The 15,548-nt window shown below is 44.8% G+C and carries 12 protein-coding genes; 9 read left to right on the top strand and 3 right to left on the bottom strand.

The window, feature by feature from the left end:
• Positions 1–23: 23 nt before the first annotated feature.
• Entirely contained in the window at positions 24–944 is a 921-nt protein-coding gene (locus tag ACT89M_RS16475) for an ArsR/SmtB family transcription factor (RefSeq protein ID WP_090916674.1), read from the bottom strand.
• 221 nt (positions 945–1,165) lie between these two features.
• On the opposite strand from ACT89M_RS16475, the gene ACT89M_RS16470 reads away from it, so the two are divergent.
• The 5 genes from ACT89M_RS16470 (at position 1,166) to ACT89M_RS16450 (ending at position 6,748) form a co-directional block, all read left to right on the top strand.
• Positions 1,166–2,347, top strand: a complete 1,182-nt coding sequence (locus ACT89M_RS16470; RefSeq protein ID WP_154890648.1) for an MFS transporter — start codon at positions 1,166–1,168, stop codon at positions 2,345–2,347.
• An 83-nt stretch (positions 2,348–2,430) separates the two neighbouring features.
• Positions 2,431–3,156 (top strand): phosphonate ABC transporter ATP-binding protein, encoded by a 726-nt coding sequence (locus ACT89M_RS16465; RefSeq protein WP_154890435.1) that lies wholly within the window; start codon positions 2,431–2,433, stop codon positions 3,154–3,156.
• Positions 3,157–3,213: 57 nt separating this feature from the next.
• Positions 3,214–4,485 (top strand): hypothetical protein, encoded by a 1,272-nt coding sequence (locus tag ACT89M_RS16460; RefSeq protein ID WP_090916670.1) that lies wholly within the window; start codon positions 3,214–3,216, stop codon positions 4,483–4,485.
• Positions 4,486–4,499: 14 nt separating this feature from the next.
• Positions 4,500–5,198, top strand: coding sequence for a response regulator transcription factor (locus ACT89M_RS16455; RefSeq protein ID WP_090916668.1), 699 nt, complete (start codon positions 4,500–4,502; stop codon positions 5,196–5,198).
• Complete coding sequence (locus ACT89M_RS16450; RefSeq protein ID WP_261769335.1) at positions 5,195–6,748, top strand: sensor histidine kinase; 1,554 nt, start codon at positions 5,195–5,197, stop codon at positions 6,746–6,748. Before ACT89M_RS16455 ends, ACT89M_RS16450 begins: the two co-directional genes overlap by 4 nt.
• 113 nt (positions 6,749–6,861) lie before the next feature.
• Here ACT89M_RS16450 and ACT89M_RS16445 read toward each other — a convergent pair whose 3' ends face one another.
• Positions 6,862–8,088 carry a glucose-1-phosphate adenylyltransferase gene (locus tag ACT89M_RS16445; RefSeq protein ID WP_154890433.1) on the bottom strand — a complete coding sequence of 409 codons (1,227 nt, stop codon included), beginning with the start codon at positions 8,086–8,088 and terminating at the stop codon, positions 6,862–6,864.
• Between the two features lie 196 nt (positions 8,089–8,284).
• On the opposite strand from ACT89M_RS16445, the gene glgB reads away from it, so the two are divergent.
• Positions 8,285–10,306, top strand: coding sequence for a 1,4-alpha-glucan branching protein GlgB (glgB, locus tag ACT89M_RS16440; RefSeq protein WP_308721674.1), 2,022 nt, complete (start codon positions 8,285–8,287; stop codon positions 10,304–10,306).
• Complete coding sequence (glgA, locus tag ACT89M_RS16435) at positions 10,303–11,733, top strand: glycogen synthase GlgA (RefSeq protein ID WP_154890431.1); 1,431 nt, start codon at positions 10,303–10,305, stop codon at positions 11,731–11,733. The genes glgB and glgA overlap by 4 nt, the downstream gene beginning before the upstream one ends.
• 83 nt (positions 11,734–11,816) lie before the next feature.
• Here glgA and ACT89M_RS16430 read toward each other — a convergent pair whose 3' ends face one another.
• Positions 11,817–12,992 carry a M20 family metallopeptidase gene (locus tag ACT89M_RS16430; RefSeq protein ID WP_154890430.1) on the bottom strand — a complete coding sequence of 392 codons (1,176 nt, stop codon included), beginning with the start codon at positions 12,990–12,992 and terminating at the stop codon, positions 11,817–11,819.
• A gap of 198 nt (positions 12,993–13,190) precedes the next feature.
• Here ACT89M_RS16430 and ACT89M_RS16425 point away from each other — a divergent pair, with 198 nt between their 5' ends.
• Entirely contained in the window at positions 13,191–14,657 is a 1,467-nt protein-coding gene (locus ACT89M_RS16425; RefSeq protein WP_154890429.1) for an ABC transporter substrate-binding protein/permease, read from the top strand.
• Positions 14,644–15,366 (top strand): amino acid ABC transporter ATP-binding protein, encoded by a 723-nt coding sequence (locus tag ACT89M_RS16420; protein WP_123065699.1) that lies wholly within the window; start codon positions 14,644–14,646, stop codon positions 15,364–15,366. The genes ACT89M_RS16425 and ACT89M_RS16420 overlap by 14 nt, the downstream gene beginning before the upstream one ends.
• The last annotated feature ends 182 nt before the right edge of the window (positions 15,367–15,548 follow it).

Raw genomic sequence — 15,548 nt, 5'->3', positions numbered from 1 at the left:
ATCCTATAAAATAAAATAACGAGTTAGATGCGAATGTAGGATTCTAAAAACATATTCAATTCAGATACTCCGTCAGGTCTGATGCTATATTTTTCTTTACGATTGCTTCCTAGTAAATGTGTACGCAGTAGACCTGCAATGCGAAGAGCTGTAACCTGATCTTTGACAGGATCTTGTTCTTTGCCAAGCTCCTCACACATCTCCGAGAGTGACTTCGGTTCGTCCGAGACATATCTTAACAGGCGAAGTCTTTCCGGGTCTGCCAATGCATGTGTGAACCTGAGCAAACACGTTGGCGGCTCATCTTCACTCTCCTCAGGTATATCTACGGGATACTGAATAATCATCATGCCTTCATAGAAGCAGTACATGTTAATAGGACGGTTATGCACCGTTGGGAACAGAATCACTTCGTTTAATCCAGCGATGGGTTCCACAATAACACCTGCGGTAGCATATTCTATTAACAGTTCAGGGCCCATTTTTTCGAGCAAAATGCGTTTTTCTTCAGCATCCTCTTCAAGCCATACACGATGATCTTCGCTAATGTTCCGGCAATAGTGCTGATCCCATAGTCGCAGTAATGGGACGTAGCTGTTTCGAATACGCGTCGATTCTTCTATCGTAAGCGAAGGCATTAATGAAGACACGCGCGCAAATAATTCGTCAGCCGAAAGCTCTGTGAGCATGTCCAGAAAGTCTTGATTTTCTAAAGTGGTATTCTTATATGCTGCCCAGGCGAACAGGACATCAAAATCGTCAAAAGGCCACGTAGCAGCGGGTGCAAGCGCTGCACGTACGTTGGAACTTAGCTTGCGCTCAACGTCCAGAATCCATTCAGGACCAATGTCCAGATGCTGAATCCACTTTTTCGTGACATAAACTAAAAAGCTGTTGAGCATCTCATATATCGGTGAAACATCAATTTTAACGTGATAAGCCATAATGATGCAGAATCCTCCCGTCACATCTAGGTATTCACAGCGACTTATGTACTATTATGGCTTGTTTTACCGGGCGTTGTCCACTATAATGTTCAAGTTCGGGGCTTAGACCTGATTTATAAAGATAGTATATACCCATATAAATAACAGCCTAGAGATCGTCAGCAATGGCGATTTTTCTTTGTTTGCGCTTGCAGGAGGAATGAAATGTCGTGGCATTGATGTTCAAATCTAAAATATCACCCTCAACTTTTAATTATTTGATTTTAATTACCGTGATCGTTGCAGCAGGGATCAGTCAGGGATTGTTGCTACCTGTCTTATCCATTTTTCTGGAACAGCAAGGGGTTTCTCCCGGGTTAAACGGGTTAAATGCCGCTGCGCTCTACATTGGCTCATTCGCAATGACACTGGCAGCCGAACGTTTACTGGGGGTACTGGGATTCAAAAGACTGATTGTTGGCGGCTTGATTCTGGTTATGCTTCCCTTGATCCTGTTCCCGTATTTTCCTGATATTAAAATTTGGTTTGTGCTACGCCTGATTGTCGGCATCGGAGACAGTGCTTTACATTATGCAGCCCAGCTATGGGTGCTGTTAGTCACTGCGCCAGAGAAGCGAGGACGTTATATATCCCTTTACGGTATGTCTTACGGACTGGGTTTCAGTATCGGGCCATTAGGAATCAAGTTGCTCGGGTATGGTGATGCTGTGCCATTTTTGGTGCTGTTTGTTGGCATGGCCGCTGTACTCATTCTGGTGCTGATGAAGCTACCGGATACCAAGCCGGAAAAAGCAGAACATGCTCATTTTCCAGAAAGACGCTTTCGCCGTAGTTTCGCTTGGGCATGGTATGCGCTGTTGCCAGCTCTTTTATACGGTTATATGGAAGCAGGCATGAACAGCAACTTTCCCGTTTACGGACTTCGTGTGGGATATGATACCGATCAGATAGCCTCTTTGCTTCCTTTTATAGGGATTGGTGGACTATTCCTGCAGCTTCCGCTCGGAATATTAAGTGACCGATATGGTCGAAAAGTAATTCTTATGATAGCCGGAATGGGTGGCGGTTTAGCATTTATGCTAGTTCCTTTAGCGGGTACGAATTTCTGGCTGACACTTGTACTGTTGCTTATCGCCGGAGGACTCGTAGGTTCATTTTTCTCGCTGGGACTCGCTTATGCCGCAGATATTTTACCTAAAGTTTTGTTACCTGCAGCCAATGTGGTAGCGTCCTTTCACTTTACGATCGGAAGTATCGTGGCACCGAATCTGGGAGGTCAGTTGATCAACTGGGTTTCACCTGGCAGTATGTTTACGATGCTTGGTTGCTTGTATTTCATTTTTGGTGTTACAGGACTATTATTTCGGCGTAAACGCGAAGCGGAATTTGTGTTAAAATAGAAGCTGGTGTTCGCATGGAAATTGATGTCCATTTCCGAGTACACTAGTAGTAGGGAAAAACATGGACAAGAGGAGACATCGCGATGATCAGAGTGGAGAACTTGAGTAAATCCGTTGGAGCGGATCGTATTCCGATTCTACGTGATATTCGTTTTGATATGCAACAAGGGGAAATGATTGCGGTAGTCGGCTCCAGCGGGAGCGGCAAAAGCATGTTGCTGAAATGTTTGGCGATGAAGGAGACGTGGGATTCAGGACGTTTTACTGTTGACGGCATGGATATTCTGAAAGAAGGATGGAGCGGTAAACAGAAAATTCGGCGGGAATGGGCATACTTGGAACAGAACCCACAGTTATATCCCAGAAAAACGGCGCTGAAGAATGTACTTATCGGGCGTTTTGGTCAAACTCCATTATGGAGGATGGCAACGGGCATGGTGCGTTCGGATGACTACATGGGAGCGATGGACCACCTCGAAGGTTTAGGTTTACTGGATAAAGCGCATCAGCTTGCTGAAAAAATGAGCGGCGGCGAGAAGCAGCGTGTTGCTATTGCAAGGGCGCTTGCGCATGGTGCCAAGGTTGTGCTGGCGGATGAACCTGTCATTGGACTTGATCCTCATACGGCTGATGCGGTGCTGGAAACGTTACGCAAATTGTGTGAAGAGGAACGAGCTACGGTCATTGCCGTGTTACCGATTGAACTAGCAGAGAAACATGCTTCGCGAATCTGGGGAATCGCAGAAGGCCGGATCGCTTTTGATATACGAGGACGGAGATTAACACAGCAGGAGAAAAATCAGATTTAAAATGAGTGCTTAATGAAAAGAGTGATGAAATTGCTTAATTCGCGATGGGGACGCTGCATGGCAGCAGGTACAATGGCTGTTTTGCTCGGAACCGTGCTAAGTGGCTGTACAGTGATCAGTGACCCCAAGCTTCTAATGAAGCCGCCGATGATGTCGACGGACAAAGAGAAACTGTATAATATTGTGCAGAAGGAAACACCGCCTGAAAGTAAGTTGATTCGGCCCAAAGATATGAGCAATACCAGCATGATTCGTGTGGAAGATCTGAACGGTGACGGTATTCGCGAGGCCATTGTTTTTTACGAGACGCCTAATGAGAATGTACGTATCCACGGTATGATTTTGGAAGAGCAGGGGGGAACCTGGGTCAAGAAACTGACGTTTGATGTACCAGGCAATGAGTTGGAATCGTTCAAAGTAATGGATATTACGAATGATGGGAACCCGGACATTATCGTAGGTGTCAGCTTGCAGGATCAGAAAGCCTTAACGGCATATTCATATAAAGGCGGAGTCTTGGAACAAGTGCTGGGCGGCGTGCCTTACAATCAGGTCATTATCGATGATATGCAGGGTAACGCGCTGGATTTAAGTGGAGATGGCAAGAGTGATTTTGTTGTTGTTTCGCTAAACGCCAGTGGTTTTGCCAGCATAGCCTTGTATCAGTATCAGGATGACAGCTTTAAGGAAATGGATCGTGTTGTTACTGACTATACGGTTAAAGAAGTGTATAACGCTCTTGGCGGTGAGATCGCTGACGGAAAAATGGGGATTGTACTTGATGCGGATCTGGATGATCGCAGTTCGTTTACACAGATCATGTATGTGAAAGACAATAAACTTGTTAGTGCTTTTAAATCACCGGATCAAACGTACAGAGATGACAAAATTTTAAGCGGTGATGTGAATAATGATGGTATTATTGAGTTTGGATTAAAAGAAACACCAAAAGGTTGGGAGCACTACGTATTTGATTCGCGCATGTGGTTTTATACATTCTACCAGTGGGATGGCAAAGAGGGGAAAAAGTTTGTGTCGTTCCAGTTCCGGGATGATGCGGATTTGTTCCATTTGAACTTAAAGCCTGAATGGTATGGCAAGATCACGATTGACACCAAATCGGAGAAGGAAAAATACATTCGGTTTAAGATGATCAAAACGGATGAAACCGTGGCCGAAATCAAATATTTCACGTTTTCTCAGTGGGATCTTGAAAAGGGAAAGAGCTGGAAGGAAATTACTCGAACAAAAGATCGGGTGATTGCATCGCGTGTTGCACAATCTGAGGCGGGCAAGGATGCATTAAGTAAAAACTTCTCAGCTGAATAGAAAGGAAGAACTTGATGAGTAAAGTACTTATTCTTGAGGATGAAGAATCTATCCGCAGTTTTATCGTCATTAATTTAAAAAGAAATGGATTCGAAGTGCTGGAAGCGGGCGATGGTCATGAGGCCTTACGCATTTTGCAATCTGTACCCGATATTGATCTTGCACTGCTGGACGTTATGGTTCCTGGCATTGATGGTTTTGAAGTATGCAGACGGATTCGTGAAACGAACGAACGGCTCGGTATTATTTTCTTGACAGCCAAAGTTCAGGAGCAGGATAAAGTATACGCTCTTTCAGTAGGGGCAGACGATCACGTAAGCAAACCTTTCAGCCCGACTGAACTGATTGCACGGATTCAATCGCTTCTTCGTCGTGTCAATGTACATCGTGAAACTGCGGCTAAAGTAACGTTCCAATCGGGGCCGTTTTCACTGGATCTGATCTCCAAACAGTTTAAAAAGAATAATGAAGCCATTGAATTAACACCTACGGAATTTTCTTTAATTCAGTTCTTCTTGGAAAAAGAAAATACGCCGCTGAGCCGTGACTTGCTACTGGACCATGTGTGGGGCAAAGAATATATGGGTGATCCCAAAATTGTTGATGTTAACATCCGTCGTCTACGTCAAAAAATTGAGAACAATCCTTCCGAGCCTGAATACCTGCAAACTGTATGGGGTCACGGGTACAAATGGAAGGGCCGGGATCAATGATCAAAAAGGGGATCACGCGGCAGATCGTATTACACTACTTTATTGTCGTTTTCCTCGCTCTGGTGCTTGTTGAGTTTGTGTTTATGCTAGCTGTGCAGCGGTATTATTATGAGAGCATTTACAATACCATTAGCACGCACATTACCAATAACAGAGACTTTCTTGAGCCTATAGCCAGAGCTAGTAATGGAGAAGACGGCAACAACAACTTGTCCAGACTCCTTGTTCGACTTGCATTAGACAATACTGAACTGGAGATTCTGGATCTGAACGGCCGCGTGCTGGCGAGTTCGACGGCATTTGAATCAGATCGAGCGATGTTACAAACGAGCGACGTTATGCAGGCTTTGAACGGGGATATGGGACGATGGATTGGCAGACAACCCAACACCGGCGAATCGGTGATGGCAGTTGCCAACAAATTCGACCTTGGTGGTGAAAATACGTACATTGTACGTTATCTGACTTCGCTCGAATCTGTAAACTCTAAATTGCTTGTCATGGGGTTACTGGCTATTGCCGTAGGCGTTGGTGTACTGGCCATCGTGTTAATTATCAGTATTGGAATGGCCAACTCCATTGTAAGGCCTATTAACAGTATCACAGCGGTATCTGCTCAGATGGCGAAAGGACGGCTGGATGTCAGAGTCAAAGGGAATTATAAACATGAACTGGGCGAACTCGCGTCAACGCTTAACTTCATGGCCCACGAAATTGTACGTAGTAACCAGATTAAAGACGATTTTATTTCGTCCATTTCCCATGAACTGCGTACACCGCTGACCAGTATTAAGGGTTGGAGTGAAACGCTTGATTCAGGTGGATACGATCCGGAAGAAACACGTATTGGTATGGGTATTATCGCGAAGGAAACAGAGCGGCTAATCGGGTTGGTAGAGGAGATGCTTGATTTCTCCAAACTGCAACAGAACCAGATGAAGCTTGTGAAAGGCACAGTTAATATTCGTGAGGTTGTGCAAGAGACCATGCTGAACGTATGGGCCAAAGCTGAACAAAAGCAGGTACATCTGAAGTTAGAGACGGACGAAACACGCGCCTACAATGTATATGGCGATGGGAATCGTTTGAAGCAGGTGTTCTTAAACATTGTGGACAACGCGATCAAGTTCTCACATGAGAACTCGTGGATATTCCTTACGGTCAAAGAAGAGAATGGTCAGATTGTGGCTGTTGTGCAGGATACAGGAATTGGGATCAGTGAGGAACATTTGATTAAGGTAAGGGATCGTTTCTTCCAGGTAAACCACCAAAATGGAGGCACGGGACTTGGTCTTGCCATTACTCAGGAGCTTGTGGAATTGCATGAGGGCACCATTACGATGCAAAGTGAGCTTGGTTCAGGGACAACGGTGACCGTATCCTTACCTATGCTTAATCAGGAGATAGCTTCAGCTGAACAAGATATAACGGATGAGGTAGCACTGATCGAAGCTGGTACACCGGAGAAACTGGCAAATACAACTTCGGAGCCAGACCAGAAGGAGCAGATACAGGCTCATGACTCATCAACTGAGGGCGAGAAGCGCTAGTTCGTCATTATCACACGTACGGTGGTAGCAGACGATGAAATCTTATACAGCGAAACCAGAAAGGCGAGCCATTATGGCTCGCCTTTTTACATTTAAGGTACATCTTAAAGAATTTATGAGGATAATTCACCAGCACGGAGACGACCACTTTTTTCATACACTTCTTTGAGCATACGTACAGGTTGCGTGCGTACGGCTGGTTTAGGTGCGACAATCTCATTCGGGCCAACGACAACAATTTCATCGGCTGTACCTTTAACAATGGCACCATCTTTGATAATGGCTCCTTCGCCGATAATTGCGCGTTCGATATGAACACCGCGGCCTACGCGTGCATTAGGCATAATGACACTGTCAAGCACTTCAGAGCCTTTGCCAACTTCGGCACCGCAGAAAATCACGGAGCGTTCAGCCCGGCCTTCAATAGCGCAAGAGTCGTGAACCATGGAAGCCAGATGTTGCATCTGATTTTGTCTCGCTTTGATCGCGCTTGGTTTGGAGCGCCATTCGCGGGTGAACATAGGCCAATCTTCTCGTTGCAAGCTCCAGTTTTCTTCGTTATATAACAGATCCATATGCGCATCCCAAAGACTTTTCACCGTACCGACATCTTTCCAGTAACCATTGAAATTATATACGTAAAGCGAATTGGTTTCATTTAACATCTGTGGAATAACGTCTTTTCCGAAGTCATGACTGGAATTTGGATTCGCAGCATCTTCAAGCAAGTGACGTTTCAGATATTGCCAATTGAACATGTAAATGCCCATCGAGGCCAAGTTACTTTTAGGTTCAGCCGGTTTTTCGGCAAATTCGGTTACTCTCATGTTTTCATCAGCAGCCATAATTCCGAAGCGGTGAGCTTCGTCCCAAGGCACTTCCATCACCGAAATGGTTGCAACAGCATGATTAGCCTTGTGTGATTCAAGCATTTCGCGGTAATCCATATGATATATGTGGTCACCCGACAAAATTAGAACATTTTCGGGGTTTTGCTGGTCAATATAGTCCATATTTTTATATATGGCATCCGCAGTTCCCAAGTATTCGTCATTTCCTGTATGATAAGATGGAAGCAAGGAGATTCCGGTCTCATTCGAATTGCCAGGTGTCCATGGCTCTCCTTGACCAATATGTTCGTGCAATGATTCCGCCTGGTACTGCGTCAGAACACCTACAGTGTCGATCCCTGAGTTGACGCAGTTACTGAGAGGAAAATCGATAATCCGGTAATGCCCGCCAAACGGTACAGCGGGTTTTGCAATCCTCGAGGTTAAAGGAGCTAATCGCTTTCCTTCTCCTCCCGCCAACAGCATAGCGATGCAATCTTTATTAAACATGATCGTTTCCCTCCCAAAATATTTGTGCAGTGTAGTACATTAGTAAACGAAAGCGAAGCCTCTGAAACGATAGCTATTGTAAAAATTCTGAAAAAATACATCATTTTTTAAAACAACGCATTTTTCTTTTCAACTTGGCTAGAATGGGGTAATGGTTAACGTTATATCTATTTTCTGGAGAAAAGAAGGTGATCCCTTGGCTATTGAACCGTTGACACAACCGGATAAGTTATCTGATCTTATTTATTTATTTCATGAAGGTAATCTTCATCACAGTTATCGAATGTTGGGCGCGCATCCTGAGACTCGCGATCACCGTCAAGGATTCCGTTTTACCGTATGGGCACCCAATGCCGTAGAGGTGGGACTGGCTCTGGACCGTAATGGATGGCAAGGAGAAAAGGAACCTTTATATAAGATACCCGAATCTGGATTTTGGAGTCGTTTTATTCCGGGAATCGAAGAAGGTACTTTATACAAATTTCGCATTTTAACGGAAGATGGGACTGAAATTCTCAAAGCGGATCCGTATGCATTTGAGGCAGAAGTTCGTCCTCGAACGGCGTCAATCACAAGTTCCATTGAAGGTTACAAGTGGAATGACGGTGCATGGAGGCGTAAACAACGCTCGATGTACAACAAACCTTTACATATTTATGAAATGCATCTGGGTACCTGGAAGCGCAAAGGCGATGGGAGCCTGTATAGTTATCGTGAGATGGCGGATTTGCTCGTTCCTTATTTGCTTGAGATGAATTATACCCACGTTGAAATGATGCCCCTTAGTGAGCATCCATATGACCTGTCATGGGGATACCAAAATACGGGTTTTTACGCACCTACAAGCCGTTACGGGCAACCCAAAGATCTGATGTATCTGGTGGATACACTACATCAGGCGGGTATTGGTGTATTACTGGATTGGGTGCCAGCTCATTTTGCCAAAGATGCGCATGGCCTACGTTTGTTTGATGGTACACCTTTGTTCGAGTACGCAGATCCAATGTTAGCCGAGAAGCCGGGCTGGGGAACCCTTAGTTTTGATTATTCCAAACCTGAGGTTCGCTCATTCCTTATTTCGAACGCACTGTACTGGATGGAAATGTATCATTTTGATGGACTTCGTGTTGATGCGGTGACGAGTATGCTTCGTCTTGATTTCGAAAAGCAGCCAGGTCAATATCGTACGAACGATGAAGGTGGCCTGGAGAATAAAGAAGCGGTTGCTTTTTTACAACAGTTGAACACAACTGTTTTCGAATATTATCCTTATGCTTTAATGATGGCTGAAGAATCCAGTGCATGGCCAATGGTTACCATGCCAGTGGACAAAGGTGGTCTGGGTTTTAACTATAAGTGGAACATGGGCTGGATGAATGATACGTTAGATTACATGGAATCTGATTTTCATGAACGTGCTTCCAAACATCATTTGCTGACATTTCCGGTGGTATACTCCTTTTCTGAAAATTATGTGCTTCCTTTGTCTCATGACGAGGTAGTGCATGGTAAAAAGTCCCTTTTGAACAAAATGCCAGGAAGTTATGAGCAAAAATTTGCGGGTATGCGCGCGTTTCTCGGTTATTTCATGACATTTCCAGGCAAAAAGCTGTTGTTCATGGGTGGAGAGTTTGGACAGTTCATCGAATGGAAAGATGAAGATCAGTTGGACTGGTTTTTGCTGGACTATGATAGTCACCGCAACCTGCACAAGTTCGAGCGCGAGCTATCTGAGTTGTACGTCCGTGAAAAAGCTTTGTGGGAGCTTGATCATTCCTTTGACGGTTATGAGTGGATCACTCCGGATGACCAGGGCCAAAGTGTCATTTCATATGTACGCAAAGGAAAAAAACCTGCGGATACACTCCTTGTGCTCATTAACTTTCAGCCTGTCAAAAGGGAGCGTTACCGGATTGGCGTCATACGTCCCGGTATGTATACCGAAATATTAAATAGTGATCATTCGGATTACGGTGGTTCAGGGATAATTAATGATATGCTGATCCCTACGGAAAAGATTCCATTTCACGGGCATGCAAACAGCCTGGAGCTGGACTTACCACCGCTAAGTATCGTTATTTTAAAAAAGAATACACGCCGGAAAACGGAGCCCATCGCTGAAGGTAGCGCTTCCGTGAAATCAAGAAAAAAGACTGAAAAAAATACAGAAAAAAAAGGGAATAGCACGCTTAAACCGAATAGGGGGACAAAAGCATGAATATTTTATTTGCAGCAGCAGAGGCCCATCCGTTTATCAAAACGGGAGGTCTGGCTGACGTTATCGGTGCTCTGCCGCAAGCGTTGAAAAATAACGGAGCAGATGTACGCGTGATTTTGCCGAAATATAAAGGGATACCTGAAGAATACAAAGAAGCTATGAAACCCGTGCTCGTGACGGATGTCCCGCTTGGTTGGCGTAGAGCCTATTGTGGCATTGAGATGCTGGAGTATGAAGGAATTCCAGTTTATTTTATTGACAATGAGTATTATTTTGCACGGGATGGCGTTTATGGGTACATGGATGATGGCGAGCGATTTGCATTTTTCAACCGCGCTGTACTCGAGGTGCTTCCACAGCTTGATTTTAAACCAGACGTTCTGCACACACATGACTGGCATGCAGGTATGATTCCGTTGTTGCTCAAGGCTCACTATGCCCATGATGCGTTTTATAGTGAAATCCGAACGGTATTCACCATACATAATTTGTTGTATCAAGGTGTATTTCCACACCAGTTGTTCAGCGAAATTTTGGAGCTTGATGATCGGTATTTTACGATGGAAGGCGCCGAATATTATGGGAATGTCAATTTCTTAAAATCAGGTATTGTGTATTCTGATCATGTGACAACGGTGAGCCCAACCTATGCTAGAGAAGTGCAGACATCTTATTATGGGTATGGACTGGACGGATTACTAAGTTCGCTTGGAGATCGCTTCAGCGGTATTGTGAACGGCATTGATACCAAAAGTTATAACCCGGCAACAGACAATAAAATTGCAGTCAAATACAGATCAAGCTTGTCCAAAAAAATCGAAAATAAAAACGAATTGCAAAAAGAACTGGGACTTCCGGTGCGTCCAGATGCACCACTGATGGTCATGGTGACCAGGCTCGTTGATTCCAAAGGGCTCGATCTGGTATGTCGGGTTCTGGATGAACTGCTCTACTACGATGACATTCAATTCGCCGTGCTGGGGACTGGAGATTCAGCTTATGAACATTGGTTCAGAGAGGCGGCTAACCGGTATCCACTAAAAATGTCAGCACAGATTACATTCAATGACGGATTATCTCGTCGTTTCTATGCGGGCAGTGATATCTTCCTGATGCCATCCAAATTTGAGCCGTGTGGAATTAGCCAGTTGCTGGCATTGCGTTATGGCAGTGTACCACTGGTAAGGGAAACAGGGGGATTAAACGATACGGTTCAAGCTTACAATGAGTTCACAGGAGAAGGTAACGGCTTCTCATTTACAAGTTTTAACGCACATGACATGATGAATACCATTCGCCGTGCAGAAGAGTTCTATCGTAAACCGGCTGAGTGGAAAAAAATTGTGAAAAATGCAATGAGCGGGGAATACAGCTGGGATGTATCGGCTGAGGAATATATGGATATTTATCGTCGAATTCAGGTGTGATCTAAGAGTAAGGTTTTATTTCGATTTTCGTATGGAGTGCCGCAGTTTAATAACTGCGGCTTTTGTTGTTACTCCGGCATCACTTAGCGAGTAATTTGGTCAAATTCCTTACGGATGGCTTGCAACAGTTCAGGCTTGCTTAGAACATCATAAGCTGTAGCAGCGAGCGCTTTGGCTCCTAAAATCATGCCATCCAGAGCGCGTTCCTGCAACGCCAAATCACGGAATTCAATAGAATGCAGGGTATGAACTTCATCAACGACACGGATATAAGGGTGAATCGCTGGGCATCTCAAGGAAACATTACCGATATCCATCGAGCCATGGTCGTTCCCACTGACGATTTCTTCCTGCGGAATGCCAAGTTCCATTAAATTCTGACTGAACGCGTCAGAGAAGGTCTCATTCGTGACCATCTCATCATAGGATGTTTCGTAGTTGGATGTTACGAGTTTACATCCGGTCTGAAGTGCAGCGCCTTGTGCTATCTGAACGACACGTTCGGTTAGAACGTTCAGTTCTTTGCGTGTGGCTGCACGCACGTAAAACTGAGCAGAAGCATAGTCCGGGATAATGTTAGCAGCTTGTCCACCGCTATTTATGATGCCGTGAATACGGACGGTGCTTTTCACCTGCTGTCTAAACGCATTAATTCCGGTGAATGTTTGGATAACCGCATCGAGGGCATTAATACCTTCATGTGGGCTGGCTGCCGCATGTGAGGATTTACCATGGAACTCGAATTGTACGGCATCGATTGCAAGGGAGCTGCCTGATTTTTCATAAGCATAGAATGGATGGGCCATCAGTGCGACATCACAGTCGTCGAATAACCCCGCTTCCGCCATCGGAACTTTAGCCCCGCGTGTCTCCTCTGCAGGTGTACCAAACACCTTGATCGTTCCGCCGACTTCGTCCACAATGGCTTTCAGGCCAACGGCTGCGCCAAGACTCATCATGCAGATCAGGTGATGTCCGCAAGCATGACCAATTTCGGGCAAAGCATCATATTCACATAGTAGGGCAATGGTCGGGCCTGGCTTGCTCGAAGCATAAGTACCGATGAAAGCTGTTTCCAGTCCGAGAATCGGAGCTTGTACTTTGAACCCATGATAAGACAATTCTTCCTTCAAACGGGCAGAAGCAAGATATTCCTCATTTCCAAGTTCAGGATGAGCTCCGATATATGATGAAATGTCTTTGAAACGGGAAGCATATTGATCAATAACGTTAAAAATTTGGGTTTTATTTGTTGTCATGGCTAAACTCCTTAGGCAAAAATGAAAATAACTCCATGAGTATAACATGTTTGCAGTATTTTTTCAGAAACAAGTCAAGATTTGATCTTGAAAATGCATTGCATAATCATGCATTGTACTTTATAATGACTCAGTCATCAACATGACTGACGAATCAGTATGTAATCGTAATTATAGCATTGTAAGGGGAGAACAAGGTTGAAATTAATAAGTCGTTATACCGTAATGTTGTTAACGTTCCTTCTTTTTCTGACGGCGGCTGCACCTGCGGCGCTGGCGAGTGGAACGACAGACAACAGCTCAGGCGGTAAAAAACTGGTGCTCGGTACAAGTGCCGATTTTGCACCGTATGAGTTCCACAAAGTCATCAATGGTAAAGACGAAATCGTCGGATTTGATATTGCGATTGCCAAAGAAATTGCGGCGGATCTTGGAGCTGAACTCGTTATCGAGGATATGGGCTTCGACGGACTTTTGCCCGCACTTCAGAGTGGTCGTGTAGACTTGGTCGTCTCAGGCATGACGCCGACGGATGAGCGTAAGAAAAGCATTGATTTTTCAGATACGTATTACAAATCCAAACAAGTGATTATGGTTCGTAATGTCGACAAAGACAAATATCCGGACATGAAATCACTGGAAAATGTCAAGATTGGCGTGCAAAAGGGATCCATTCAAGAAACCATCGGACAGAAGATTCCTGGTGCAAAGCTGACTTCACTGGATAAAATCTCCGACATCGTGCTACAACTGCAAACGAAACGCGTTGACGCAGCTATTGTAGAAGATACCGTAGCCGCTGGTTACCTGGATGACATTATCGGTCTTGCGGCAGCAGTTCCTGACGAAGAACAGGCTGAAGCCGCTGTCGGGATTCGTAAGGGCAATACGGAGTTATTAGCCTCTGTAAACAAAACCTTGGACCGCTTGAAAAGCGAAGATAAGATCAACCAGATGGTTACAGAAGCAAGTCTCCTGATGGCTGACAAAGTCAATAAATCTCAAAACATTTTTCAATTGTTCTGGGAATACAAAGGCTTATATGCAACAGGTATCGGTTACACGCTCCTGTTGTCAGCGCTAGGCGTAATATTCGGGGTCATCATCGGTCTGATTATTTGCCTGTTCCGTCTTCATAATATGGCGATTCTTCGCTGGATTGGTACAACTTATGTAGAGGTGATCCGCGGGACGCCAATGCTGGTACAACTTATGATTATCTATTACGGGGTGTCGCTAACTTTTGGCATTAACTTCTCAGCACTTCAAGCAGGGATTATGACGCTTTCCATTAACAGCGGTGCGTATCTCGCCGAGATTTTCCGTGCCGGTATTCAAGGCGTTGATCGTGGTCAACTGGAAGCAGCCCGTTCACTTGGTATGGGCAGAGGCGCAGCGATGCGTTACATTATTCTGCCACAGGCCTTCAAGGCCGTTTTGCCAGCCATCGGTAACGAGTTCGTAACGATCATTAAAGAATCATCCATTATTTCGGTCATCGGTATGGTGGATATTATGTATCAAGCAAGTGTAGTCAAAAATCTCACATTCCAGGGTCTGAACCCGTTCATTATTGCGGCAGCCATTTACTTTGTGATGACATTTATTCTGTCCAAGCTGCTCGGACGATTGGAAAGGAAGTTGGGTGCAAGTGATAGACGTTAGACAATTACACAAATCATATGGTAAAAATGATGTCCTGAAAGGCATCGACGTAACGATCGGCAAAGGTGAGGTCGTTGTAGTTATTGGTCCTTCCGGTTCGGGTAAAAGTACATTTTTGCGCTGTCTGAACCTGTTAGAGCAGCCATCATCGGGACAGATCGATTTCGAAGGTGTTTCGATAACCGATCCCAAGCATAACATTAATGCTACACGTGAGAAGATGGGCATGGTGTTCCAGCATTTTAATCTGTTCCCTCATAAAACGGTTCAGCAAAATATTACGATTGCTCCAATCAAGGTGAAGAAACAATCCACGGATGAGGCTAACAAAATTGCCGAGGATCTTCTGAAGACAGTCGGTTTGGCGGACAAAAAAGATGTATATCCTAACCAGCTATCCGGTGGTCAAAAGCAACGGATTGCCATTGCAAGAGCACTCGCGATGCAGCCGCATGTGATGCTGTTTGACGAGCCTACATCGGCCCTTGATCCGGAGATGGTCGGAGAGGTATTGGAAGTCATGAAACGTCTTGCTGAAGGCGGAATGACGATGGTCATTGTAACGCATGAGATGGGTTTTGCGCGTGAGGTGGGAGACCGCATTCTTTTCATGGACGGCGGCGTCATCGTTGAGGAAGGTACCCCGGATGAAGTGTTTGGGGCGCCAAAACACCCGCGTACACGAGACTTTCTTGCAAAAGTACTTTAATTCATGCCATTCCGTATGTAGAATCAAATGAATAACGGCGTTATCGGATCGAAAGATCCGGTGACGCTTTTTTGTTGTTTGCAGAAAAGGTGGAGCTGAAAAAGTAACTTTTCTGTTACCTGTAAAATGAATTAAAACGCCAAATGGAAACATTTACTACAGCTTAAGGTTACAAATTTGTG

It is taken from the genome of Paenibacillus sp. NN59, assembly GCF_057597225.1.
This window is presented reverse-complemented; position numbering and strand designations above follow the sequence as displayed.

Excerpts from the sequence above, each read along its gene's own strand:
- ACT89M_RS16475 (WP_090916674.1), bottom strand. The coding sequence starts at position 944 with ATGGCTTATCACGTTAAAATTGATGTTTCACCGATATATGAGATGCTC.
- ACT89M_RS16470 (WP_154890648.1), top strand. The coding sequence starts at position 1,166 with ATGTTCAAATCTAAAATATCACCCTCAACTTTTAATTATTTGATTTTA.
- ACT89M_RS16465 (WP_154890435.1), top strand. The coding sequence starts at position 2,431 with ATGATCAGAGTGGAGAACTTGAGTAAATCCGTTGGAGCGGATCGTATT.
- ACT89M_RS16460 (WP_090916670.1), top strand. The coding sequence starts at position 3,214 with ATGGCAGCAGGTACAATGGCTGTTTTGCTCGGAACCGTGCTAAGTGGC.
- ACT89M_RS16455 (WP_090916668.1), top strand. The coding sequence starts at position 4,500 with ATGAGTAAAGTACTTATTCTTGAGGATGAAGAATCTATCCGCAGTTTT.
- ACT89M_RS16450 (WP_261769335.1), top strand. The coding sequence starts at position 5,195 with ATGATCAAAAAGGGGATCACGCGGCAGATCGTATTACACTACTTTATT.
- ACT89M_RS16445 (WP_154890433.1), bottom strand. The coding sequence starts at position 8,088 with ATGTTTAATAAAGATTGCATCGCTATGCTGTTGGCGGGAGGAGAAGGA.
- glgA (WP_154890431.1), top strand. The coding sequence starts at position 10,303 with ATGAATATTTTATTTGCAGCAGCAGAGGCCCATCCGTTTATCAAAACG.
- ACT89M_RS16430 (WP_154890430.1), bottom strand. The coding sequence starts at position 12,992 with ATGACAACAAATAAAACCCAAATTTTTAACGTTATTGATCAATATGCT.